This is a genomic window from Nocardia sp. NPDC058705, assembly GCF_042749305.1.
Taxonomy (GTDB): Bacteria; Actinomycetota; Actinomycetes; order Mycobacteriales; family Mycobacteriaceae; genus Nocardia.
Genome location: NZ_JBHYRN010000007.1, coordinates 125,871 through 149,131, shown reverse-complemented (window position 1 = coordinate 149,131; position 23,261 = coordinate 125,871). Strand labels below are relative to the sequence as shown.

The following is a 23,261-nucleotide window of genomic DNA, read 5'->3' as shown; positions in this document are numbered from 1 at the left end:
CTTGCGATGCCAGTTACCTCCTAGCGACGGTATTCCCGCTGTAATCGGCGAGCAACCTGGTGAGACCGTTCCGTTGTGTCTTCGACGCACTACACTGACGCCATGCCTGTTCGACGGCTGATCACGCTTTCCGCGTTCGCCATCCTGCTTCCCTTCGCTGTTTCCGCGTGCACCATGACCGGACCCGGCACCACCTCCGAATGCACCGTCACCGGCTGCACCGTCACCTTCGACCGAGGTGTGAGCGCCAAGGCCTCGGTGCTCGGGATCGAGGCGGAGCTCGTCGCCGTGAACGGTGACATGGTCACCCTCAGCATCGGCGGCCAGCAGGTCACCGTGCCGGTGGGTCAGTCGCAGGCCAGCAACGGCATGGACGTGCGGGTCAGCGAGGTGACCGACGACAAGGTCGTCGTCGTGCTCGCCACCGGCCTGAACACCAACTGATCACTCTGGCACGTTCGACCGGTCCGCCGGTTCGCTGACGACCCAGGGCGCGTTCGGTTGATCGAGGATCCAGCGCCAGCTCCCGTCGGGTTGCCTGCGCGCCACCTCCACGGTCGCACCGGTGCCGCCGGGCAGCCGCGACGATGTCAGGGCCAGATCGCCCGCGAGTAAGGCCGGGGCCTGATGACCGGGTTGGAACACCGGTCGAACGGCGATCAGGCGTGTGTACGCGGCCCGTATCTCGTCGACCCCCGTCGCGACGACCCCGTCGGGCAGCGCGAGTACCGCGTCGGACTCGTACAGCTCGACCAGCCCGTCCACGTCCCCGGCATTCAACCGCTCGACCACCAGTCGGCTCAGATCTTCCGGGCGCTGCGCACGCTCTCGCACACTCTCGGTCATCGCCACCCTCCCTCGACTCGGGTTGTGCGACAACGGTAACGCCGGGGTACGACACGAATCGCCACACGCGCCCCGAGGAACGCCGAAACCCCCGAAAGCCAACGGCCCTCAGGGGTTTCACGGACACGACGTGGTGTCAGCCGGTCACAGCGGCGGGAATCCCGACGACCCGGTCGCCATCCAGTTCCAGAACTCGGTGACGCGGTTGAGGACCAACGCCATGACGTCGAGGGCAGTGCTTCCCATTGTCTTCCTTCACATTCGAACGAACACTTCGCGCCTCCACCATAGCAACCGGCATCGAGTGAGCAACGTTGTGATAACGGACAGATGACGGTGGCCACGATTGGTTCGCGGCGACGACCCCGCCCCACCACCGGACGGTGCGTCGGCGGATATCACCGACCGAATTTCCCGGATACGCACGTTCTCATATTGCGAATGGCGTATATGAATTGCGTCAGATGAACGCCGGGGAAACGCACTTGGACGACCGCCCATCAGCGGTGTGACGGTGCCGACAGATGCCATTCCATCTGACATGAACAAAATGTCGACAGACAATCACGTACCCGATCACGCCCTTCCGAACCTTACTGCAGGACAAGACAATCCATGACTATTCAGCGCAAACCCGCAGGCTGTGAAGTTTTGTTCAACACGATAGTGACGCCCGTCACCGTAATGCTCTCAGCGGATTCACATATACGATCAACCCCGTAGAAGATCAAAGTAAGCACAGTGCGGTGTTCTCCTTCGATCTCATCCGCCCGCCGCTTCGGCATGTATTCGTCACGAGGTGAACCCGATCATGGAATACACCCACCTGTCCGAATTCGATATCCGTTCGGGCGCTTTGTCGATGTGGAAGCCCGAACTCGCCGCCGACACCTGGCAGCCCGACGATCGCCCGCTGACCAGCGTGCATGTCGGCTATTGCGCGAGCGTGGATCCCGCTGATCCGAGGCCGGGGCGTGGACGCTGGATCGGCACCGTCTTCGAGATGGATGCCCCACTCGACGGCTCCAGCTGGCGCGAGACGCTGCGGCGCTGGCACGCCAGGCACGAGGGGCTGCGCACCACGGTGACCACCGCGTCCGCGGGCGAACCGCGCAGGCTGGTCGCCGCACCCACCGCCGTCGACATCACCGAACAGCCCGTGGCCGGACTCACCGATGGCACCCGGATCAACGAGTTCCTGTGCGGCACACTCGAAGAGCGCTTGTCGCCACTGGTGTGGCCGCACTGCCTCACGGCCACGGTCGAGCATCCCGACACCGGCGATTTCACGGTGCTCGTCGCCGCCGATCACTCCGTGATGGATGCCTATTCACAAGCGATTCTGATCCTCGAACTGCGCACGCTCTACCGCGAGGTCACCGCCGGTGAGCCGTCGCGCGAGTCGGTCACTTTCGGCAGCGCGGCCGACTTCGCTGTGCTGGAACGCGCGAGCGCGGCCGACCTGGCCCTGGATTCCCCCGCGGTCGCGACCTGGCGCGAATTCCTCGCCGACGGTGCGATGCCACGGTTCGCCTCGCACGCTCAGCGGCCCGCGAACGCGGAACTGCCCCAGCCAAGTGTGTCGCGGCGGCTGCTCGATCTGGCCGAACTCGAGCAGGTCGAAGCGACTCTCGACCAGGTCCGGCACCGGATGTCGGTGGCTGTGTTCGCGGCGTTGGCCGTCGCGAATCGGCAGCAGTTCGGCGCTGACCGGATGCGGACCGTGATGCCCATCGCGACCCGTCCTGACCTGCGGTGGATGGAGTCGATGGGCTGGTTCGTCAATGTGGTCCCGGTCGACATCGCCGTGACGCCCGGCCTCGGCATCACCGACGCCATGGATCAGGCGCGCGCCGCACTGCGTCGTTCGCGCACCGCCAACGATGCGTCCTGGTCGCGCGTACTCGAGCTGCTCGGGGTCGCCGAGACGCCGCGGTTCGGCATCTCCTTCCTCGACATTCGCGTGCTGCCCGGCTATGAATTGGTCGCCGACCTGCGCGGACGGACGTTGCGTGCGGAGTCGTACTCGCCCGACGAAGTGTTCCTGTGGGTCGTGCGGGCGGCCGACGGTCTGTATGTGTCGACCCGATATCCCGCGGGGTTCCCCGCCGAGGTGATGGACGAGTTCCTGACCGCTTTCGGTCACGCGCTGTCGTCGATCACGGCCGCGGTTCCGACTCCCGACGAAGGTCACGAGGTACCCGCGGCGACCGAACCGCAGCCGTCCGTCACCACGGAAACGCCTGCCGACGCACGCGCACTGCGAACGGACACTCTGCGCGTTGCCGTGCAGGCGGGGTGAGCGGATGCGCGCACTGTTGGCCTTCACCGGCAGCCGCGGCGACGCCCAACCCGGCATCCTGCTGGCTCGTGCGCTGCGCGAGCGCGGCCACGACGTGACATTGGCGCTCGCGCCCAACCTCGTCGCCTTCGCCCGAGACCACGGGGTCGGGGCGGTGCCATTCGGCCTCGATACCGGCGACCTCCTCGAGGCGCAGCGCACCGACCACCGGTTCGCCAGCCGCGATCCGCGTGCCCGGCTGCGGGCACTGTTCGAGCTGCAGCGACGCGGCGTGCCCGAGCAGCTCGAGGACCTGCGCGTGCTGGCACCCGGACACGATCTGGTGGTCGCGGGGATGGCGGGCGAGGAAGTAGCCGAGTCGGTGGCGCGGGCGCACGGGCTGCCGTTCGCGGCGGTGCATTTCTTCCCGATCCAGCCGAACAGTGCGGTCCCGGTCGTACCGATGCGTTGGGCAGACCGACTGCCCGGGTTCGTGCACCGATGGGGTTGGTCGGTGTTGGCCCGAGCGCGCGCGGCCGCGTTGGCGCCCGTTCTACCGACCGGACATCAGCCCACTCGCGCCGTGACCGCGTCATCGATGACCCGATCCGGTACCGCGCCGGATGCGGCGACTACGCGAATCCAGGCCTATGACCCGCGACTGTTCCCCGGTGTGCGACGCGAGGTGCCGGGACCGTTCACGGGATTTCTGACCGACGTGGACGGATTCCTCACCGGCGCACCACGTTCCGCTAGCTACGAACCAGCCGTCACATCGGCTGGCACTCGAGATCACGGCGCGGCCCTGTTCCCCGACTCCATCGATTCCCCCAGTACGACAGGGGCTTCGGACTCCCTCGCTAGGTCCGCTACTCCTCCGCAACCGTCTGCGACGCCCCTCGAATCCTGGCTCGACACGGGAACCGCACCCATCTATGTCGGGTTCGGTTCCATGGATGTCGGCGACCCGGCCGCATTCGTCGCGATGTTGCGCGAGGCCTGCGCGCGGCGAGGTCGTCGGCTGCTCCTCGCGTCGGGCTGGGCGACGATCGACCCGGAATTCGACACTGCCGTCGCGATTGTCGGCCAGGTCGATCACGCCCGGGTGCTGCCTCGTTGTGTCGCGGCAGTGCACCACGGCGGTGCGGGTACAACCGCCGCCGCACTGAGAGCCGGTGTGCCACAGGTGATCTGCTCGGTCCAGGCCGATCAGCCGTACTGGGGCCAGGCGTTGCAACGACTCGGGCTGGCAGCCACGATTCCGGCCGAACGGTTGACGGGCGCGCGCCTCGACGCGCTGCTCGATCAGGTCGCGCAACCCGACGTGGTCCTGCGCGCGGCAACCTACGCCACCAACGTCGCCACCGACGGTGTCGAACGCGCCGTCGATGCCATCGAAGCCCTCGTCGACACCGCAGAGTTCCAGACCGCCGGGAGGCAGCTATGAGCACCGAAATCGCCATCCGCACAACCGGTCTCGGCAAGTCCTACGGCGACTTCACCGCCGTCGGCAGCGTCGACCTCACCATCGAGGCCGGAACCGTCTTCGCCCTGCTCGGCCCCAACGGCGCAGGCAAAACAACCACCGTCCGCATGCTCGCGACCCTCGTCCGTCCCGATCGCGGCACCGCCGAGATCTTCGGCTACGACATCGCGCGCGATGCCACCGCCGTGCGCTCGATGATCGGCCTCACCGGCCAATACGCCTCGGTCGACGAAACCCTCACCGCCGGTGAGAATTTGCGCCTGTTCGGCCGCCTACTCGGCCTCTCCCGCCGCGACGCCGCCCGCCGCAGCACCGAACTCCTCGAAGATTTCGAACTGTCCAAGGTCACCGACCGGCCGGTGAACCAGTTCTCCGGCGGCATGCGACGACGCCTGGATCTGGCGGCGACCCTGATCACCGACCCCCCGCTGATCTTCCTCGACGAGCCGACCACCGGCCTCGACCCGCACACCCGCGACAAGATGTGGGGCATCATCCGCAAGCTCGTCGCCCGTGGCGCGACCGTCCTGCTCACCACCCAGTACCTCGAGGAAGCCGACGCACTCGCCGACCGGATCGCCGTGATCGACCGCGGCGCCATCGTCGCCGAGGGCACCGCCGCGGAGCTGAAGGCCTCCATCGGTGACCAGGTGCTGCGCCTCGACCTGGCCGATGCCACCCAATCCGCCCATGCCGAGTCCATCGTCGCCGAACTCACCGGCGAGGTCCCCGAGGGATCGACGGCGGGCACGCTCACCGTCGCGCTGACCGATGCCGGCACCGCCGCCGACATCGTCGCCGCCTGCCGCGCCGCGGGGATCGGGCTGCGCGGTTTCGCCGTCGACCGCCCCGACCTCAACGCCGTGTTCCTCGCTCTGACCGGCACCGACCGCGTCGCCGCCTGATCCGAAAGACCGAGGCCATCATGACCGTCACCCTTGCCGAGACCGCCGTCGAGCGTCCCGCCGCGACGATCGACCGCCGCCCCCGCATCACCCACGTGAGCCTGCGCGCCTCGCTGTTCCAATCGCTGATGATGGCGTGGCGGGGTCTGCTCACCTTCCGGCACAGCCCGCAGTTGCTCTACGACGCACTGTTGCTGCCCATCGTCGGGCCGCTGCTGTTCGGCAGCATCTTCGGCACCGCTATCGCAGGCAGTACCGAGGCGTATCTGCCGATTCTCATTCCGGGCGTGCTGGTTCAGATCGTGCTCACCTCGTCGGTCGCGACCGGTGTCCAACTGTCGGAGGACATCCGGTCCGGGGTGTTCGATCGGTTCGTCGCCATGCCGATCGCCCGGTCGGCGCCGGTCGCCGGGGCGCTGCTGGCCGGGGCCACCCGGTACGTGATCGCCGCGACCACGGTGGTGATCGTCGGGTTCTCGATGGGTTATCGGCCCGATCATCCGGTCGGGTTCGTCGCCGGTGCGGTACTGGTCGTGCTGGCCACCACGGCGATCAGCTGGCTGTTCGCGTTCATCGGCGTCACGGTGTCGAGACCCGCTGCCGTGCAAGGCATGTCGATGCTGGTGCTCACCTTCCTGAGCTTCGCGTCCAACGCGCTGGTGCCCGAATCGGCGATGCCGACCTGGCTGCGCTACGTCTCCGATTACAACCCGGTGTCCTACCTCGTGTCCGCGGTGCGCGGGCTCGCCGAGGACGGTGTCATCGGCACCGACGCCCTGTGGTCGGTGGTCGCCTCGCTGGTGATCGCCGCCGTCTTCGCACCCCTGACCGTCCGCACCCTGCGTGCCCGCTGAGGAGTTTCCGATGACACTCACCGCCCCCGCCACCATGCCCGCCGCCGTCAACCGGCTCACCGCCGACGACGACCTGTTCCTGAAGCTCCACAGCCTCTACGGCAACGCGCTGGTCAACCAGCTCGCCTGGCGATTCGACGAACCCCTGCCCCGTGATTTGCTCGCCCGCTTCCACGCGCAGTTGGCCCAGGGATTCCTGGCCCGCCGAGTCCAACCCACCCGGGTACCGTTCGCCCGCCCCTACTGGCTGCCCGCGACGGAATCGCTTCCCCTGGGCTGGGATACGGAGCCGGTCGCTGACGACGAGGTACTGGACTGGTATTTCGCACAGAGCCGGGTCGACTTCGATCCAGAGACCGGTCGGGTGTGGCGGCTGTCCGCGGCACCGACCGCTGCGGGCGGGACACTGGTATCGCTGGTGACCTCGCATGTGGCATCCGATGGCGGCGCGGTGTTGTACGCCGTAGGCGACGCGCTCGCTCGGCTCGACGAGAGTCCTGACTTCGCCACGGGTTCGGGCAGCCTCGTCGGGACGCGACCACGGAACCCGTTGGGTGCGAACATCATCGACGCTGGCCGACAGCTCAGCGCCGTCGCGAAAGGAATCCGGGCGGCGATAGCCACCCGCGACGTCACCGAGCCCGACCGCAACCCCCGTCCTCCTCTCCCCGAACTCCGACTCCCTTCTCAGTGGTCACCATCGGACCTGGTGGTCCAGCTCGATCTCACCGAATGGAACACCGCCGCCGCCAAGCAATCCGGCACCACAAACGGCCTCCTGATCGCCCTGGGCGCAGGCCTACTCGGCCGCAGCGGGCGCGTCGGCGACACCGCCGAAATCCGCGTCGACATCCCCCACTCGATGCGCACCCCCGACGACCCCCGCGCCAACGCCACCACCGGCCTCCCCATCTCGGTCCCCTACCGCACCGGCACCCCCATCGACCTCCCCACCATCCGCACCGCCGTGAAACGCGCCGCCACCGCCTACCGCGACCCAGCCACCACCCCCGCCCTACAACACCTCCAACCGCTACAAATGATCCTGCCCCGCTTCGTCCTACGCCACTTCGCCCGCACCGCCAAAGCCCCCGAATGCCTGTGCACCAACCTCGGCGAAACCGCCAGCGGCGTAGCAGCTTTCGCAAACCACCACGCCTCCGCAGTCCTCATGCGCCCCGTCGTCTGCACCAACGACACCACCATGTTCCGCCAGGTAGAAGTAGGCGTAAACCTCTCCTTCTCCACCGACGGCCACACCATCACCCTCGCCGTAACCGCCGCCGACCCCGACCACTTCCCCACCCGCACCACCCTCCGCGAACTGCTGACCGCCGAGCTCGAATCCTGGAATCTGACTCCGCGTTTCTGGTGAAGAACTCGGTGCGCGCTTGACCACGGATGACCAGTTCGGCACCTATGCCGACACAAGATTTAACTGCGACAGAACGGATTCCCGGTTGTTGATGTAGTTCCAGCAATCTGTCGGCAGGGTGAATTGGCCGAGTACGTTGGCCAACTCACCCCGTTCTGCCTCGGTGACAGGGACCTGACCTTTGACGAGGGTTGCGCACAGATCGTCGACAAGCAAAGCCCACTCCCCTACATCGCTGTACGTCCGATACGTCTGGAGAAGATCGGGGGGCAACCGATCGGCGAGACGCTCGAGAAGATCACGTGATTCAGTATTCAACCGGTTGATCCGCTGATTTCGAGCCGCTACAACCACAGGGTCTTGCAATCGTTTTCTAGCCTCGCGCGCGGCCCTGTCTCGTGCGGCCCTTCCAACACTCACGCTGCACCGCCCGAATGTGCTGATGCCACCGCGCGGACGGCGGCGCGGGCGGCGACCAGGATGGGATCCCAGACCGGGGAGAACGGTGGGGCGTAGCCGAGGTCGAGGGCGGTCACCTGCTCCACCGTCATTCGGGCCGTGAGTGCCACTGCGGCGATGTCGATACGCTTGGCGGCGCCGTCGCGTCCGACGATCTGCACGCCGAGCAGTCGGCCGGTGCGGCGTTCGGCCAGCATCTTCACCGTCATGGGTTCCGCGCCGGGGAAATACCCCGCACGGCCGGTGGATTCGATAGTGACACAGTGGAATTGAAGACCGGCTAGGCGAGCGTCCTTCTCGCCCAGACCTGTTCGCGCCACCTCGAGATCACACACCTTGCTCATCGCCGTCCCGACCACACCGGGGAACGTGGCGTAACCACCGCCGACACCCGAGCCGATCACCTGCCCGTGCTTGTTGGCATGGGTGCCCAACGGAATGTAGCGAAGCGTATTCGACACCAGATCGAACACTTCCACACAGTCACCACCGGCCCAGACGTCGTCATACCCGCGCACCCGCTGCGCGAGATCGGTGAGCAGACCACCGCTCTCACCCAGCGGTAGTCCGGCGTCACGGGCGAGATCGGTGGCCGGTCGCACGCCGATCCCCAGCACGACAACAGCCGCCGGATACTCGCCGTCGGCGGTCGTCACCGCGCACACGCGCCCGTCCTCACCGGTCCGCATTCCGGTCACCTCGGTATCGCGAACGACCCGAATTCCCATCCCCACCATGGCTTCTCGCACCAGCGCCCCCATATCGGGGTCAAGGGTCGCCATGGGCTCGGCGGCCCGAGTGATCATGGTGACATCGAACCCCCGACGCACCAACGCTTCCGCCATTTCGACACCGATATACCCCGCGCCGACCACGACAACTTCCCGCCCGGTCGCCGACTCCAATGCCTCGATGAGCGCCTGTCCGTCATCGAGAGTCTGCACCCCGTAAACGCCCTCGGCATCGATCCCGGGCAATGGCGGACGGACCGGCGTCGCCCCCGTAGCGATCACGAGCTTGTCGTAACTCGTCCAAACCTCGGCGCCACTGTCGAGATCACGCGAACGCACCCGCTTGCGCCCCGTGTCGATCTCGACCACCTCGGTCCGCATCCGCAGATCAATGTCACGAGCCCGATGCTCAGCCACCGAACGCGCAATCAGATCATCGGCCCCCGCCACATCCCCAGCAACCCAATACGGAATCCCGCACGCGGAATACGACGCATCATTCCCCTTCTCGAACACCACGATCTCGAACTCCTCGACACCCCGCAGCCGACGAGCCTGCGACGCCGCCGCCATCCCCGTCGCATCCGCGCCGACAACCACCATGCGTTCGCCCATGGCACCACCGTACGAGAGCATCTCGTGGTTTCGACTACCAGGACCGCGAGTCGCCACTGCTGTACCGGAGCAGAACGTTCAGGATTCGCGGGCGGCGATCGCGGCTTGGATTCGGCGGAGGGTGCGCAGGCCCTTCTTCGCGGCGACGCTCACCATGCCGTCGAAGACGGTCGATCCGCGGTCGTTGGCCATCAACCGTTCCAGGGTCGGGACGGCGCGGTCGTCGCCGGTCGATCCGAGTGCAACGGCGGCCCAGTAGCGCTTGTCCGGGTCGTCGCTCGAGGCGGCCTCGATCAGCCTCGGGATGATGGCGGGGGCGAACTCGGACAGTGCGCTGGCGATGTAGCCGATGCGGTAGTAGCGGCGGTTGTCGAATTCGTCCCAGAGGGCGGCCAGGGCCGCGTCGCCGCCGATCATGCCGAGGGCTTCGGCGGCGCGTTCGCGCATTCCGCTGACCGAGTCCTGCAGCAGGGGCGCCAGCGACGGGACGACCGATTCGTCGCCGAGGGCGCCGAGGGCGATTACCGCCTGGTCGCGTGCGATGTCCTGCGGGTGGTCGAGCATCGCGACCAGGCCGGGGACCGCGTCGCGGACGCCGAGGGCAGCGCAGCCCATCGCGGCCCAGGCCTGGCAGTTGTAGCGGGTGTCGGCGAGTGACGCGAGCAGCGGTTCGCGCAGGGTGTCGTCGCCGAAAACCTCCGCCCGGTTCATCGCACGGCTGTAGAGCGACCGGTGGTAGTCGGGATAGTCGCGCACGAGCGTGCGCAATGTTTCCTTGGCAGCCGTGTCGCCGTCCTCGGCCTGCGCGAGCAGTTGCCGCAGGTTCTCCTCGCGGGTCTCGAGGTCACCGTCTTTGAGGAGTCGCATGTCAGCTGGGTTCACCGACCAACGGTACCTCGCGACCAACTCCTTCCCGGACCACGCCAGGGGCGCCTGTCAGGCGACCGCACGACTCGGAGCAGGCCGGAGGCGGAGTGCGACGAGACCGATCAGCAACAGCACGGCCAGGGTGTCGAATACCGTGCTGAACAGCGGTGCATCCGGTCGGGTAACCGGATCCGACAGGGTCAGAACAAGATTCGCCGTCTTGGTGGCGATCGCGGCCACCGCGACCGGCACCTGGACCGCCGGCACGAACGCCGCCCACACCAGCGCGGCACCCAGCACGGCCTGCATCACGCCACGGTGTCGCAACAAGGCGGTTTCCATCGGGCTCAGCTGGGTCAGCCCGTAGTACTCGAGGGCAGCCGGGCTCACCAGGGCGAGCACCGGCGTCATCGTGATCACACCGAGCACGACGAGGGCTGTCTTGACGGCTCTATCGGTAGACATTGCAGACTCCAATCATCAGCGGTACTGACGATCAGTGTACGTGACTACAATGACTCCATGCGAGAGTCGAATCCAGTAGAGCGGATCACCCAGGCGCCGATCTTCCTGTTGTTCCGGGTCGGCGACGCCGCCCGCGATGCTGTGGAACAGTCGCTGGACCGCCATGGCCTGCGCGGCAAAGACTTTCGCACGCTCGCCTATGCCGGCACCGGCGCCCACTCCCAACAGGAGTTGTCCCGGGCAACAGGTCTGGACCGCACCACCATGGTCGGCGTGATCGACCGATTGGAACGACTCGGCATGGCCGTGCGCGAACGCGGAGACGACCGGCGCCGACAGGTTGTGGTCCCCACCGATCTCGGATTGCAAACCCTGACAGACGCTTTCGCCGAACTGGAGCAGGTTCAGGAGGAGTTCCTCGCTACATTGAGCCCCACAGGCAAGCAAGCGATGAAATCGTCGCTGTCTCGACTTTTCACCGCACACGACCCCTCATGCAACACCTAGCACCGCGTGATCCCCTGGAACTTTGCGGTTCCCAGGGGATTTCGCCAGGTCAAGTGCGCGTGACCTATCCCGCAGCCTCCGCTCGCCGGGCCTGCTTGGTCGCGCGGCGCATCCGCAGCAGGTAGCGAGGCGTCGGCGGATTCCAGCCCAGCTGGACCGACATCCCGAGATCGTCCCGGTTGGCCCAGTGCTCGACGACCATGCCGTCGACCACCCGGATCCAGTGCGTCTGGGTGATCGCGAACCGATTGCCGGTGGCGGGGAATGCCTGCGCGACAGCACCTTCCGCGTCATAGGCGACGAACGGCCCGATCTGGCGGCCCGACATCGTGGTATGCGCGACGACGGTGTCGCCCTCGGTCACGACCGTGTGCACGTCCCAGGCGAGGTCCGCGAACGCTTGCCGCAACCACAACGCGGTGGCGTAGAACGCGTCCGGTCCGAGCCCTCGGCACGCCGGCGGCTCCGTCGCCCCTTCCCTGTTGACCGCCTCCGGGTGGATCAGCTTCTCGAAATCAGACGGTTCGCCGGTCGCCATGATCTGCATCGACCGCACCGCCAGGTCTGCGATGTCGCCGTACTCACGCGCCATGTTGGTCGCCTTCCAGGATTAGAATGAATGAAGTTCTATTAGTTAGAACGGCGCTCCATCCAAAATGGTTCAGGAGATCTGGTGACCGAAAAGCGTCGATACTCGACGGCCCTGCGCACCCAGCAGACCGCCCTCACCCGCACTCGCATCATCGACGCCGCCCGCGAGCTGTTCCTGGAACACGGCTACCTCGGCACCACGGTCTCGGCCATCTCGCGATCCGCCCAGGTCAGCGTGCAGACGATCTACAACACCGTCGGCAACAAACCCGCCCTGCTCAAGACCGTGTACGACACGATGCTCGCAGGCGACGACGAACCCGTCCCCATGATCGACCGCCCCGAGTTCCGGGCGATGCACGCCGCCGAGACCGCCACCGAATGCCTCGCCCACTACACCGCCATCGGCCGCACCATCGCCCATCGCGTGCTCCCCTTGGTCTCGATGGCACTGGCTCAGGCCGCGACCGGCGACCCCGACCTACGCGCCTTCACCGACACCACCGAGAACGAACGCGCGTTCGGCGCCAACCACCTCGCCAACCACCTCCACAGCCGCTTCGGCCTGCGCTCCGGCCTCACTCCCGCCGACGCCGCCGACATTCTGTGGGCCCTCACCGCCCCCGAACTCGCCGATCGACTGATCAACCGCCGCGGTTGGGATTGGGACAAATACCAGCAGTGGCTCTACACCGCCACCACCGAATCCCTCCTCACCCCGGAACCCTCCGGGATGAGCACCGACCCACCGCGTCAGAAGTAGTTGTAGTCGTACCTGTGCCAGGTCCCGTCGGACGGGAGATCGAACGGGATGTAGTAAGTCGCACCCTCGGATCGGTTTCGCTCGGGTACCACCGTGCCTGGCGCGAAGGAGGCGAATCCATTCGACCCGACGCCGTCGCCGATTTGGAACAAGCAGGCGCCGTCACGACTTCGGCCCATCGACTCGACGTAGTACACGCCGATCCACTGCGACTGGCTGTGCTTGACGCACTCCTGTGCCGCGTCTGTCAGCGCCCCCTCCGACAGTCTCCACGCCGCCCGTTCCGGCAGTCGCTGCTCACCCGCCACGAACGTCAGCCCGACGATCACCGGCAGGATCGACGACACCACGAACGCCTGGTACTTGATCGCGCCGAACAACGCCGAGAACAGCCAAGCTATCCCCGCCGCAAGGATTGTCACCATCGCCAAAAGCGCGGCCATCAGATTCGGACTGACAGCCGCCGTGATCACAAGTATCACGGCGGCGAACCACGTCACGACGCACAGCACGCACATCGTCGACGTCCACCACCCAGACGGTGGTGGACGTCGTCGCGCCTGCCGCTGAAGCTCCCCCACCGTAGTCATGCGCCCACACTATCCAGCTATCGGACAGTGCCGGTCACAGTTGATCGGCGAGCTCCCAGTCCAGTGCGGCAACCGTCGCGAGATCGCCTTCCAGCCAGGCCCACAGGACTTCCACGATCTGTGCCTCGTCGCGGACGACGGTGCGGCTGATCTCCGGTGGGACGGTGGACAATTCGAGGTCGTAGTTGTTGGGACCGTTGCGGTAGGTCTGGATGAATCCGGGCTGATCCTGGCGCGAGACCACCATGAAGGTGTTCCCTTGTTGCGCGGGGATACAGCCCACCCAGTATTCGAGGTGCTCGCGGGTCACCGTCGTCAGCTCCCATCCGCCCACGCGCACATCGAGATTGCGATGTACGACCGGCACCGGATCTGGGAGCCGGTCTTCGTTCGGACGTGGATCAGAACTCATCTTCGTACTCCCAACCGAACCGCACCTGAGCGTGCGGGACCAACTGCGTAGCCCGCGCCGTCAGCCGCTCCTCGAAGGCCGGCTGCCAGCGAAAGAACCCGCTGAAGATCACCTTGTGCTCGCCGGAATCGGCGCGCACGGCCAGATCCGACCCCTCACCCCGCATACTCACGAACACCTCAAATTCCATCCCCTCCGCCCGCACGACCTCGGTCAACAGCGCGGTCATCCCCACCTGCTCCCGATCGTCACGCAACCCGGAGATCTCCACGAAGACACCGACATTCACAGACACGCCACCGACCCTAACCGCACCCACCGACACGAACGAGCCACACCCGAGGGACTATCGTTGCCCTTACCGGAGCTTGCCGTCGGTCCGGGGCAACCGGAAGCGCAGATTTCTCCTGAAACCAGCATCCTGCCACGGGATTTCATCAACATGAACGATGCAACAGGACAGGCCGGCTGCATTGAATCTGTACCAAAGTCTCGAACCCATAGATCGGCAACATGCTGTCGCCCTGCTCGGTTCGCCGGACGGCGGTGGTAGTCGAAGCGATCTTGAGTTTTGGCGCTGCACGACCACGACGGAAGCTGGGTTACCGCACAGGCAGTGCCGCTCCTTGCCAGCCACGACATCGGTGTGCGAGGTGCTGCGGCAACCGCCCTCGGCCACGTCGCTCGTATCTCCCTACTGACCACAGTTCTCGCGAACGTAGCGGGCGATTTCCTCGATGTACCTCCGAGGACCGGCCACGCTGCCCTGGTCATAGTGGTCCCAGCGAAACCGCAGCACACTGCCACCCTTTTTCAGGTGAACGCGAACGTAATCTATCCCGGCATCGGGGCCGTCGTACTCGTATATCCGCCGCCAGCCGTTATCGATGTACAGCTCACGGAGTTCGTTGAAACACGCGGCAGATATATTCTTCTCCTCGGGAAGTCTGCGAATACTTTCCGCGATATCAGAAAATGTCGCGTACATCATGTTCCCCATCGGGCTATCAGCCATCATCTCTATCCGGTTCAGTCGAACATCGCCATTTACGCCGTGAATGTTCAGTGCCGGAGTTGCGCCCAGGCGTGGCTTGCGGTGACGAGCTCCGCGATTCCACCCGGCTCGCTCAGATTGCGGCCGGTGAGTTCCTCGAGTCGGCGCAACCTTTTGCGCACGGTGTTGGGGTGGCAGTGCAGTCGTTCGGCGGTGCGATCCGCCGAACCTGCCGACGTGACCCACATCTGCAGGGTGCCCAGCAACATCTGCTGTGTCTCGTCGGGTGCGTCGAGCAACCCGCCGAGAACGGTGCGCGCAGTCTCGCGCGTGACGTCGCGGCCACCGGCGACGAGCATGTTCAACGGGGTGTTCTCGAATTGTTCGACGGTCTGGCTGCCGTGCAGACCGTCACGCACCAGTTCGGCCAGGTCGAGTGCCCAGGCGGTCTGCCGCAGCGACCCGAAGGCGGGGCTGATGCCGACCGGACCGCTCGCATGTCGGCGCAGCACGCTGATCGCCAGGTCGGCGCGGGCGGGGTGGTGCATCGAGAGCACGCCGACGGCGGTGTCGTAACGGACGCGCCAGACCATCGTCACGTCGATCGCTGCCAGCGCCGACCCGAGCCGCGGCATCGGATCCTGGCCACGGTCGCTCGCGGTGGCGATAACGAGGAACGACCCGTCCATCGGAAGACGCAGCGCGCGTGCCACATCGATCAGCATCGCCGACCCCGGATCGTCCGACAGGAGTACGTCGACGAGTGCGGCGCGCTCCCGCTCGCGCTGCGACAGCAGGTAATCCGCCTCCTCACGGTAGGCGTCGACCATCGCGTCGGCGTCGAGGCTGTGATTGCGGAACACCGACTGCATGAGTTCGATGATGACCGCGGCGGGCACGACCGGGGTCTGCGCACCGGCATCCACGAGCGCCGTCGACATCGCCAGGTAACCGAGCCGATAAGCGCACAGCACGTCGGCGAGCGGCGCATTCTGTCTGGCCCGTAAGCGCCCGGTCTCCGCGGGCGCCTGCGGGGCGTGCCTGGCGCCGAGCAACGCCGCGAGGGCTGCCTCGAGATTGAGCAGCAAACGCGCCCGAACCTCCGCGTGCTCACCCGCCCCACCGGTTCGGTAGAACGGCACCTCGGCGAACATCTGGCTGGTGACGCGATCGGCCATCGCGGGCAGATCGTGCCGCACTCTTCTGACGACCTCCTGCACCAGGGCCGAATCCGTGGAACTGACAGCGCTGAGCATCCGCCCAGTTTATCCGCGAGTGTGACGGGCGACACTGCGGGGCCGCCTACGGTGTCGCGGCGACCACTGACCTGCGCGACCGCAGAATCTAGCGTTCCAGCGGTATCAGTGGAACCGCATCCACCCAGGGTGGATGCACGCAGTCGAAGGAGACGGGCTATGACGATCAGCCCTGGGCGCCCAGCTACCGTGAGCGAGGCCGATGTACGCAAAGTCGCCTTGGTCAGCCTGGTGGGTGCCAGTGTCGAGTGGTTCGACTTCTTCCTTTTCGGTACCGCGGCCGCGTTGGTGTTTCCCAAGCTGTTCTTTCCCAGCACCGACCCCGTCACCGCGGTGCTCGCCTCCTTCGGCATCTTCGGCATCGGTTTCATCGCGCGGCCGGTCGGCGGCATCATCTGGGGGCATTTCGGCGACAAAGTCGGTCGAAAGAAGGCGTTCGTCGCCGCGCTGGGACTGATGGCGGTCGCCAGTGCGCTGATCGGTCTGCTGCCGACCTACGCCAGCATCGGTATCGCGGCGCCGATCGCGTTGACGGTGCTCCGGTTCGCGCAGGGTCTCGCGGTGGGCGGCCAGTGGGGTGGCGCGGCGTTGATGGCGACCGAATCCGCGCCCGCGAACAAGCGCGGGTTCTACGGAAGCTTCGCCCAGCTCGGCGTCCCCATCGGCGTCCTGCTCGGTGTGTCGGCGTACTTCTTCCTCTCGGTCTCCCTCGGCGCCGAGGCGTTCGCCAGCTACGGGTGGCGAATTCCGTTCGTGATCAGCATCTTGTTCGTCGGCGTTGTCCTCTATGTCCATCACCGCCTGGAGGAAACCCCCGCCTTCCAGAACCTGCAGCGCGCTTCGGCCGAGAAGGCGGCGACCGAGCCGTCGATCAGCAAATCGCCGATCATCGAGGTGCTGCGCAACCACTGGCAGCGAGTGCTGCTGGCCGGCGGCGCGTTCATCGTGGTCAACGCGACCTTCTACCTCTACATCACCTTCATGCTCGACTACGGCACGCGGACCCTGAAGCTGAAGATGGCCGATGTGCTGCTGCCGCTCAGCCTGTCGACGCTGCTGTTGCTCGTGTGCATCCCGTTGTTCGCGGCCTTGTCGGACCGGATCGGACGTCGACCGCTCTACACCGCGGGCGCGGTCCTCACCGCGCTGTGGGCCTTCCCCTTCTTCACGCTGATCGACACCAAGACCTTCCTCGGCATGACGCTCGGCCTCGCCGTCGGATCGACCTTTCTGACCATGATGTACGGGCCGCTGGCCGCGTTCTTCGGCGAACTATTCCCGCCGGAGCTCCGCTACAGCGGTGCGTCGCTCGGCTATCAGCTGGGATCGGTGATCGGCGGCGCCGCGACACCGCTGATCGCTGTCGAACTGCTCGACCGCACCGGCTCGACGACCGCTCTGTCGCTGATGCTGATCGGGCTGTCCGTACTGGCGGTGATCTGCATTCGGCTGCTGGCCGGTATGCACGAGCAGGACGGGCGCGAGAACTGACCCGACAGACCTGACACCATTACGACGATTCCCCTGGAGCCCAACGCGCCCAGGGGATTTCGCCGATTCAGTCGTGCAGGATGGGCGTACTGAACCGATACCAGTTCGGGGCGAAGGGCTCGTACACGTGACGGTAGGGCTGTGGTGGGCCGTCCGGTGGCGTTGTTCCGGGAGCGAAGTAGGCCACGCCACCGTCGGTGGCGTACCTCGCGAACACGCACCCACCGTCGGTCCGATAGACATTGTCGACGCGCATGACACCGAACCAGGCACCACTGTCCGAACAATCCTGCGCGGCCCGCGTCATCGCCCCCTCCGACAACCACCAGGCGAGTCGGTCCGGCAACCCGGAAAACGCCAGTCCGAGACCGAGACCCACCACGATCGGAGCGGCGGCGACCGCCAGATACTCCCGATACTTGGCACAGCCGATCGGGCCGAGCACCATCCACGCCACCCCGGCAACGAACAGCAGGGCGCCCGCTACCAACAGAACGAGTAGATCGTAATCAGTGACCAACTCGAACAACAGGGCCGCGATCCCGAGGCACGTCACCACCGTTGTCGCCCGCATCGCCCGTCGCCACGCGCGTGGCGTCTCGACCTCCCCCGACGTCCCCACCTTCGACATGATCAGCACCCTAGAACGACAGCGCCTCGACCGGGCCCGCAACCGCGAAATCCTCGGACTGTTCGCCCAGCCATCCTGCCTGGTGGAGGCGAGGAAGAGGTATACGGTGTGAAGCTGGATCGACACACCGCAGGTGCATTTCTCGGGAGAGGACAGCGGCATGCCGGAGGGCACCATCGACCTGGACGGCGCGGTCAAGCGCCTGTCCACCTTGCTGCAGATCCCGACCGTCACCACGCAGGACGCGAAGGATACCGACTGGGCGCAATTCGCGATCTTCCGCGAGACTCTCGAGTCCCTCTACCCGCTGATCACCGCGAATTGCGCCGGCAGATCTTCGCCGACCACACCCTGGTCTACCACTGGGACAGCGGGTCGAGCGCCGACCCGCTCGTGCTCATGGCCCATCAGGACGTCGTCGCCCCCGGCGACCTGGACAGCTGGACCCACCCGCCGTTTTCCGGCGCTGTCGCGGACGGGGTGATCTGGGGTCGCGGCGCCATCGACGACAAGGGTCCGCTCGTCTGCATTTGCGATGCCGTCGAAAACCTTCTCGCCCAGGGCTTTACACCCGATCGCGATGTCTATCTGCTGTTCGGACACGACGAGGAGGTCGCGGGCATCGGCGTCCCCACCGTGGTGGAGTACTTCCGCGAGCAACAGATCGTGCCCGGCTTGGTCATCGACGAGGGCGGCGGCGTGGCCGGGGATCTGTTCCCGATCAACGAGAAGGTCGCCGTGATCGGAACGGCCGAAAAAGGGTTGCTCGACCTGCAACTCACCGCGGTCGATCCCGGTGGTCACGCCTCGATGCCCGGCAAGAACCCGGCCACTACCCGCATCGCGCGCGCCCTGGTGAAACTGGGTGACTACAACTTTCCGGCCCAGGTCACCCCGCCGATCATGGAAATGCTCACCATCATCGGCGAACACTCCAGCGGCCCCCTCGCCGCGGTCCTCTCACGCGCCGACAGGTTCCAGCGCCTGATCACAACCCTCATGCCACGATCCGGGCCGCTGATGAACGCGATGATCCGCACCACCGCGGTGCCGACGATGCTCGAAGGCAGCCAGGGCACCAACATCATGGCCGAATCCGCGTCGGCGGTGCTCAACATCCGCATCCTCACCGGCGAAACCGTCACCGGCACCGTCGACCGCGTCCGCAAGGTCATCGACGACCCGCAGATCGAGCTCACGATCATCAACGCCTCCGAACCGACCCCGGCGGCGCGCACCGACGGTCCGGCGTTCGAACGCGTCAAAGAGGCTGTCGCCGAAACGTTTCCCGGCGCGGTGATCTCCCCGTTCCTCGTCGTCGGCGCCAGCGATGCGCGCCATCTCGCCCAGATCAGCGACTACGTCTACCGCTTCTACCCGTTCGAGCTCGACGCACAGGCCCGTGGCCTGCTCCATTCCGTCAATGAACGGCTTTCCGTCGACGCCCTCGAACACGGCATCCGCTTCTACGAGGCAGTCCTGCGTCGTAGCCACTGAGCGGTTCGTCGGAGACAGCAGTCAGCGGTGTCGGCGGCGGGTCAGCAGTACACCGGTGACCAGGCCGGCCACGAACATCACCAGCAGGATCAGCCACATCGGTGATCCGAGGGTGATCAGCAAGAACTCCACCGACACGTGGGTGCGGTTCTCCAGCACGAAAATCACCGCAAGGATGCTCAGTCCGAGTGCGACCCATTGCGTCGGCGATACTCGATGCAGCAGTGAGGGTTTGTCGTCTGCATTCATCGTAGGTCTCCTCGATGGTTTCCGTCGCCGTCATCAGTCATGTCGACGTCGCGTTCAGCCTTCGCCGCGCAGAATTGCGCGAAGCCGTTCAGTATCTGCCGGAGTCCATTCCGGCGGTTCGAGGATCGCCGCCCAGGCGTCGGCGATAGCGCCGTGGAAGGTGTGGCCGTGGCCGTCGGGAACATCGGTGGAGACTGCCATGTCCGCTGAGACCTGGAGGAACGTCACGACGGGGATCCAGCGGGTGCTGGGCAGGACATCGCTGCCGCGTTCCTCGTCGAGCCAGTCCGGTTTCTGGAACAGCAACTGCGGTGACCACCACGTGATGGGGTCGGAGGCATGCTGGAGGTACACCATCCGAGGCTTCGGCCATGCGGCCGAGGGGCGTGCCAGGTCGGCAGCGTCGGCGACGAATCGTACGGTCTGTCCGTCGCGATAGATCGGCAGCGTTTCCGGCGAACCCGGGTCGCGGCGCGCGGTGGCATCGCCCCAGACGGTGTTGAGGCCGGTCGGACCGACGAACAGGGCGCCGTCGGTGCGCGCGGCGATGTCCTGCACGCTGGCGAACGCGGCCTCACCGCCGAAGGATCCGAGACTCTCGCCGAAAACGACCAGCTTGGGCCGCTGGTCGGCGGGCAGGGTGTCCCACACCGCGTGCACCGCTTCGAACAGGGCTTGGCCGGCCTGGCGCGCGCGTTCCTGATCGACGATGAACGACAGCGCACTCGGCAGGAAGGAGTACTGCATGCTCACCAGCGCACTGTCACCGTTGGCCAGGTATTCCAGCGCGGAAGCGGTCGACTCGTTGATCCACCCGGTGCCGGTCGTGGTGGCCACGCCGAGCACGGCGCGGTCGAATCCCCCGGTTCGCCGCAACTCCGCGACCGCGAGATCGGCTTCGGCGCGAACGTTCTCCGCGGAGTCCAGACCCGTGTAGACGCGAATCGGCTCGGGTGCGGGTTTGCCGCTGAACGCGGTCAACTCGGCGGGCGTCGGACCGTTGCTGACGAAAATGCGCCCTTGCCTGCCCAGGGAGTCCCAGCTCACCAACGAGCCCGGCCCGCCTGATCGCTGCGGCAGCGTCGGCGCCGAAGTGTCGTCCGGCGACTGCTCGTTGACTGCCTTGAAGGACTGATTGAGCACCGACATCCCGGCCTCGGCAACCACACCGTTGACTGCCGCGACCAAGATCAGCGCCACCACCACCGCGCCCACCACCGCGGAAACGCGTGCGGGCAGCACCCGTCCCAATTGCCGACCGACCCACCGAGCCGTCGCCGCACACACACGCACGACCGAGAGCAATATCGCGAAGACGACAACGGCGACCACCACGATGATCGGATACGCGTGCCACGGCAGGTCCTCCACGCCCATCAGCGCACGCAGTTCGCTCTGCCAGTCGGAATACCAGAGCAGCACTCCGATCGTGCCGAGGACCGCCACTACCGCCAAACCCCAACGCAGCGCCTTCGGCGCCGGCCCGATCCGACGTTCCAGCATCCATCCGAGCGCAGCGGTGACCGCTACTCCGAGTCCGTAACCGAGTACGGCTGCCGCGCCGGTGACAATGCCTTGGAACAGCGGCCCGCGCGGCAACAACGACGGCGTCAACGACAGCCAGGTCAACACCAGTACGCCGACCGCGCCGCCGAAGGCGAATCCCCGCCGTGGAGCCTCGGAACCACGACTGCTTGCGACGTCATTCATCGTGTTCCTCTGTAATCGGATCACCAGCAAAGTCTTGAATATCGCCGACAATCGCGGATGCCATATCGTTGCCGAAAGATGAATCTGTCGAACGAAATCCGAGCAGGCAGGCCCGAATAGCACTATTCGTGACGATATCACCCGGCCTGCGAACCGGACGGCTCATTCGCGCGAAATGTCGCTCATCGAACCCTGATGGCGCAGGCAGTAGCCGCCATCGAGCAGGGCGCGCCGAATGCGCCCGGCCCACTCCGGAGCTGACGTCGTATCCGCTAGCATCGCGATCGACTCTCCCCGCGATAACCGATTGCCCTCTGATCGCTGCGAAGACTCGCGCGGTTTGTCGCGGCATTGACTGAAGTTGCTCGACAGCGAGGAGAAGTTCGTTGAACTCGACGACCGGCCGACGTGACCAACAAACGCTGCTATTGATCATCGCGGCAACGGCGCTGGCATTCGTACTGTTCGGTTTCCTCGTCGACACACCCGAACAGGTGGTGCGCGGCATCGGGGATATCGTGTTCGCGCGCGATCTGGTGATCACCGACTTCGTCGGCGTCGGCGGCCTCGGCGGCGCGTTCGTCCAGGCGGGGTTGGTCACGTTGGTGGCGTGCCTGGTGTTTCGGCTCACCGGCGCACCGGTGAACGGGGACGCGGTGGCCTGCTTGCTGCTGCTGCTCGGTACCGCCATGTACGGCAAGACGCTGCTCAATATCTGGCCGATCATCGCGGGTGTCGCACTGTATGCCGTGGTTCGCGGTGATCGGTTTGCCGACTATGTTTCGACGGCGTTCTTCGCCACCGCACTGTCGCCGATCTTCTCGGTACTGGCCTTCACCACAACGCTTCCCGTGTGGGCCGGGATCGCGCTCGGCGTCTCGACGTCGGTGCTCATCGGTTTCGTGGTGCCGCCGGTCGCGCGGCGCCTGTTCCATACCCACGCTGGATACAGCCTGTACAACATGGGGTTCGTCGCCGGGGTCATCGGCGCGGTGATCGTGGCGGTCTATCAGACCTTCGGACTCGGCCCGCAACCGGAGATGGCGTGGACCTCCGGGCACAACACCGCGATTCTCATCCTGTTGACGATCTGCCTGGTTGCCATGCTGGTCGCGGCGTTCGTCTGCGACCGCTCGCCGTGGGGGGCCTACGCACGGCTGCTGCGCAATGACGGCCGTGCACCGTCGGATTTCCTCGCCGACTACGGCGCGGCAGCGGTATTGCTCAACATCGCCGTGATCGGTGCGCTGGCCACCGGCTATGTGCTCGTCATCGGCGCACCGCTCAACGGTCCGGTCGTGGCGGGGATTCTCAGCGTGATCGGGTTCGGTGCCTGCGGCAAGCACGCACTCAATATCGTTCCGATCGTCGTCGGCGTGGTGCTGGCCGGGCTGCTCAAACCGCTCGAGCTGACCGATCCGGGCATGATCTGGGCCGCGCTGTTCGGCACGTGCCTGGCACCGATCTCGGGCCGGTTCGGCCCGCAATGGGGGGTGGTCGCCGGTTTCCTGCACGCGTCGACCGCTCAGGTGACCGGCGTGTTGGTGATCGGACTCAACCTCTACGGCAACGGATTCGCCGCCGGCCTGGTCGCTGCCGTGGTGGCACCGGTCGCGGCATTCCTGGCCCAGCCGCGCCGCACCCCCGGCACCACCGACGAACCGGTACCGGCGGCCTGAATCGGGC

General features: G+C 66.0%; 25 protein-coding genes. 11 read left to right on the top strand and 14 right to left on the bottom strand.

Annotation, left to right across the window (positions count from 1 at the left end; genetic code table 11):
* Positions 1–102: 102 nt before the first annotated feature.
* Positions 103–444: a hypothetical protein gene (locus ACFW6D_RS11990; protein WP_379327377.1), complete on the top strand. Its 342-nt coding sequence runs from the start codon at positions 103–105 to the stop codon at positions 442–444.
* Here ACFW6D_RS11990 and ACFW6D_RS11985 read toward each other — a convergent pair whose 3' ends face one another.
* Positions 445–846: a YybH family protein gene (locus ACFW6D_RS11985; RefSeq protein ID WP_379327375.1), complete on the bottom strand. Its 402-nt coding sequence runs from the start codon at positions 844–846 to the stop codon at positions 445–447.
* Between the two features lie 811 nt (positions 847–1,657).
* Between ACFW6D_RS11985 and ACFW6D_RS11980 the strand changes: the two genes are divergently transcribed.
* The 5 genes from ACFW6D_RS11980 to ACFW6D_RS11960 are packed head-to-tail and all read left to right on the top strand — an operon-like array spanning position 1,658 to position 7,747.
* Positions 1,658–3,148: a condensation domain-containing protein gene (locus tag ACFW6D_RS11980; RefSeq protein ID WP_379327373.1), complete on the top strand. Its 1,491-nt coding sequence runs from the start codon at positions 1,658–1,660 to the stop codon at positions 3,146–3,148.
* Between the two features lie 4 nt (positions 3,149–3,152).
* Positions 3,153–4,574 (top strand): glycosyltransferase, encoded by a 1,422-nt coding sequence (locus ACFW6D_RS11975; RefSeq protein WP_379327371.1) that lies wholly within the window; start codon positions 3,153–3,155, stop codon positions 4,572–4,574.
* Positions 4,571–5,518, top strand: coding sequence for an ATP-binding cassette domain-containing protein (locus ACFW6D_RS11970; protein ID WP_379327369.1), 948 nt, complete (start codon positions 4,571–4,573; stop codon positions 5,516–5,518). The genes ACFW6D_RS11975 and ACFW6D_RS11970 overlap by 4 nt, the downstream gene beginning before the upstream one ends.
* A gap of 20 nt (positions 5,519–5,538) precedes the next feature.
* Positions 5,539–6,372 (top strand): ABC transporter permease, encoded by an 834-nt coding sequence (locus ACFW6D_RS11965; protein ID WP_379327367.1) that lies wholly within the window; start codon positions 5,539–5,541, stop codon positions 6,370–6,372.
* 10 nt (positions 6,373–6,382) lie between these two features.
* Positions 6,383–7,747 carry a hypothetical protein gene (locus ACFW6D_RS11960; protein WP_379327365.1) on the top strand — a complete coding sequence of 455 codons (1,365 nt, stop codon included), beginning with the start codon at positions 6,383–6,385 and terminating at the stop codon, positions 7,745–7,747.
* Positions 7,748–8,163: 416 nt separating this feature from the next.
* Here the strand turns inward: ACFW6D_RS11960 and ACFW6D_RS11955 are convergent, their stop codons facing one another.
* From ACFW6D_RS11955 to ACFW6D_RS11945, 3 genes are all read right to left on the bottom strand, one after another.
* The gene (locus ACFW6D_RS11955) at positions 8,164–9,552 is read right to left on the bottom strand and encodes an FAD-dependent oxidoreductase (RefSeq protein ID WP_379327363.1); all 1,389 of its coding nucleotides are present in this window, start codon (positions 9,550–9,552) and stop codon (positions 8,164–8,166) included.
* Between the two features lie 78 nt (positions 9,553–9,630).
* Positions 9,631–10,434: a HEAT repeat domain-containing protein gene (locus ACFW6D_RS11950; RefSeq protein ID WP_379327361.1), complete on the bottom strand. Its 804-nt coding sequence runs from the start codon at positions 10,432–10,434 to the stop codon at positions 9,631–9,633.
* Between the two features lie 54 nt (positions 10,435–10,488).
* Entirely contained in the window at positions 10,489–10,884 is a 396-nt protein-coding gene (locus tag ACFW6D_RS11945) for a hypothetical protein (protein WP_379327359.1), read from the bottom strand.
* A gap of 57 nt (positions 10,885–10,941) precedes the next feature.
* Here ACFW6D_RS11945 and ACFW6D_RS11940 point away from each other — a divergent pair, with 57 nt between their 5' ends.
* Positions 10,942–11,391 carry a MarR family winged helix-turn-helix transcriptional regulator gene (locus tag ACFW6D_RS11940; RefSeq protein WP_379327357.1) on the top strand — a complete coding sequence of 150 codons (450 nt, stop codon included), beginning with the start codon at positions 10,942–10,944 and terminating at the stop codon, positions 11,389–11,391.
* Positions 11,392–11,455: 64 nt separating this feature from the next.
* Here the strand turns inward: ACFW6D_RS11940 and ACFW6D_RS11935 are convergent, their stop codons facing one another.
* Positions 11,456–11,983, bottom strand: coding sequence for an ester cyclase (locus tag ACFW6D_RS11935; RefSeq protein ID WP_379327355.1), 528 nt, complete (start codon positions 11,981–11,983; stop codon positions 11,456–11,458).
* 81 nt (positions 11,984–12,064) lie between these two features.
* Between ACFW6D_RS11935 and ACFW6D_RS11930 the strand changes: the two genes are divergently transcribed.
* Positions 12,065–12,745 carry a TetR/AcrR family transcriptional regulator gene (locus ACFW6D_RS11930; protein WP_379327353.1) on the top strand — a complete coding sequence of 227 codons (681 nt, stop codon included), beginning with the start codon at positions 12,065–12,067 and terminating at the stop codon, positions 12,743–12,745.
* On the opposite strand, the gene ACFW6D_RS11925 is transcribed toward ACFW6D_RS11930, so the two are convergent.
* The 5 genes from ACFW6D_RS11925 to ACFW6D_RS11905 form a co-directional block, all read right to left on the bottom strand.
* Positions 12,736–13,335 (bottom strand): hypothetical protein, encoded by a 600-nt coding sequence (locus ACFW6D_RS11925; RefSeq protein ID WP_379327351.1) that lies wholly within the window; start codon positions 13,333–13,335, stop codon positions 12,736–12,738. The two genes, ACFW6D_RS11930 and ACFW6D_RS11925, sit on opposite strands and share 10 nt — an antisense overlap.
* A 34-nt stretch (positions 13,336–13,369) precedes the next feature.
* On the bottom strand, positions 13,370–13,747 hold the full coding sequence (locus ACFW6D_RS11920) for a hypothetical protein (protein ID WP_379327349.1): 378 nt from the start codon (positions 13,745–13,747) through the stop codon (positions 13,370–13,372).
* Positions 13,737–14,042 (bottom strand): hypothetical protein, encoded by a 306-nt coding sequence (locus ACFW6D_RS11915; RefSeq protein ID WP_379327347.1) that lies wholly within the window; start codon positions 14,040–14,042, stop codon positions 13,737–13,739. The genes ACFW6D_RS11920 and ACFW6D_RS11915 overlap by 11 nt, the downstream gene beginning before the upstream one ends.
* Before the next feature lie 399 nt (positions 14,043–14,441).
* Entirely contained in the window at positions 14,442–14,762 is a 321-nt protein-coding gene (locus tag ACFW6D_RS11910) for a hypothetical protein (protein ID WP_379327345.1), read from the bottom strand.
* 47 nt (positions 14,763–14,809) lie between these two features.
* Entirely contained in the window at positions 14,810–15,997 is a 1,188-nt protein-coding gene (locus ACFW6D_RS11905; RefSeq protein WP_379327343.1) for a PucR family transcriptional regulator, read from the bottom strand.
* A gap of 159 nt (positions 15,998–16,156) precedes the next feature.
* Here ACFW6D_RS11905 and ACFW6D_RS11900 point away from each other — a divergent pair, with 159 nt between their 5' ends.
* Positions 16,157–17,488 carry an MFS transporter gene (locus ACFW6D_RS11900; RefSeq protein ID WP_379327341.1) on the top strand — a complete coding sequence of 444 codons (1,332 nt, stop codon included), beginning with the start codon at positions 16,157–16,159 and terminating at the stop codon, positions 17,486–17,488.
* Between the two features lie 67 nt (positions 17,489–17,555).
* Here ACFW6D_RS11900 and ACFW6D_RS11895 read toward each other — a convergent pair whose 3' ends face one another.
* Positions 17,556–18,119: a hypothetical protein gene (locus ACFW6D_RS11895; protein WP_379327339.1), complete on the bottom strand. Its 564-nt coding sequence runs from the start codon at positions 18,117–18,119 to the stop codon at positions 17,556–17,558.
* Positions 18,120–18,440: 321 nt separating this feature from the next.
* Between ACFW6D_RS11895 and ACFW6D_RS11890 the strand changes: the two genes are divergently transcribed.
* A complete protein-coding gene (locus tag ACFW6D_RS11890; protein WP_379327337.1) occupies positions 18,441–19,616 on the top strand; it encodes a M20/M25/M40 family metallo-hydrolase in 1,176 nt (391 codons plus the stop codon).
* A gap of 21 nt (positions 19,617–19,637) precedes the next feature.
* On the opposite strand, the gene ACFW6D_RS11885 is transcribed toward ACFW6D_RS11890, so the two are convergent.
* Genes ACFW6D_RS11885 through ACFW6D_RS11875 form a run of 3 tightly spaced genes read right to left on the bottom strand, consistent with a single transcriptional unit; the run spans position 19,638 to position 21,741 of the window.
* A complete protein-coding gene (locus ACFW6D_RS11885; RefSeq protein ID WP_379327335.1) occupies positions 19,638–19,865 on the bottom strand; it encodes a hypothetical protein in 228 nt (75 codons plus the stop codon).
* A 54-nt stretch (positions 19,866–19,919) separates the two neighbouring features.
* The gene (locus tag ACFW6D_RS11880) at positions 19,920–21,575 is read right to left on the bottom strand and encodes an alpha/beta hydrolase (protein WP_379327333.1); all 1,656 of its coding nucleotides are present in this window, start codon (positions 21,573–21,575) and stop codon (positions 19,920–19,922) included.
* Positions 21,568–21,741, bottom strand: coding sequence for a hypothetical protein (locus ACFW6D_RS11875; protein WP_379327331.1), 174 nt, complete (start codon positions 21,739–21,741; stop codon positions 21,568–21,570). The genes ACFW6D_RS11880 and ACFW6D_RS11875 overlap by 8 nt, the downstream gene beginning before the upstream one ends.
* A 220-nt stretch (positions 21,742–21,961) precedes the next feature.
* Here ACFW6D_RS11875 and ACFW6D_RS11870 point away from each other — a divergent pair, with 220 nt between their 5' ends.
* Positions 21,962–23,254: a DUF1576 domain-containing protein gene (locus ACFW6D_RS11870; protein WP_379327330.1), complete on the top strand. Its 1,293-nt coding sequence runs from the start codon at positions 21,962–21,964 to the stop codon at positions 23,252–23,254.
* Positions 23,255–23,261: the final 7 nt, after the last annotated feature.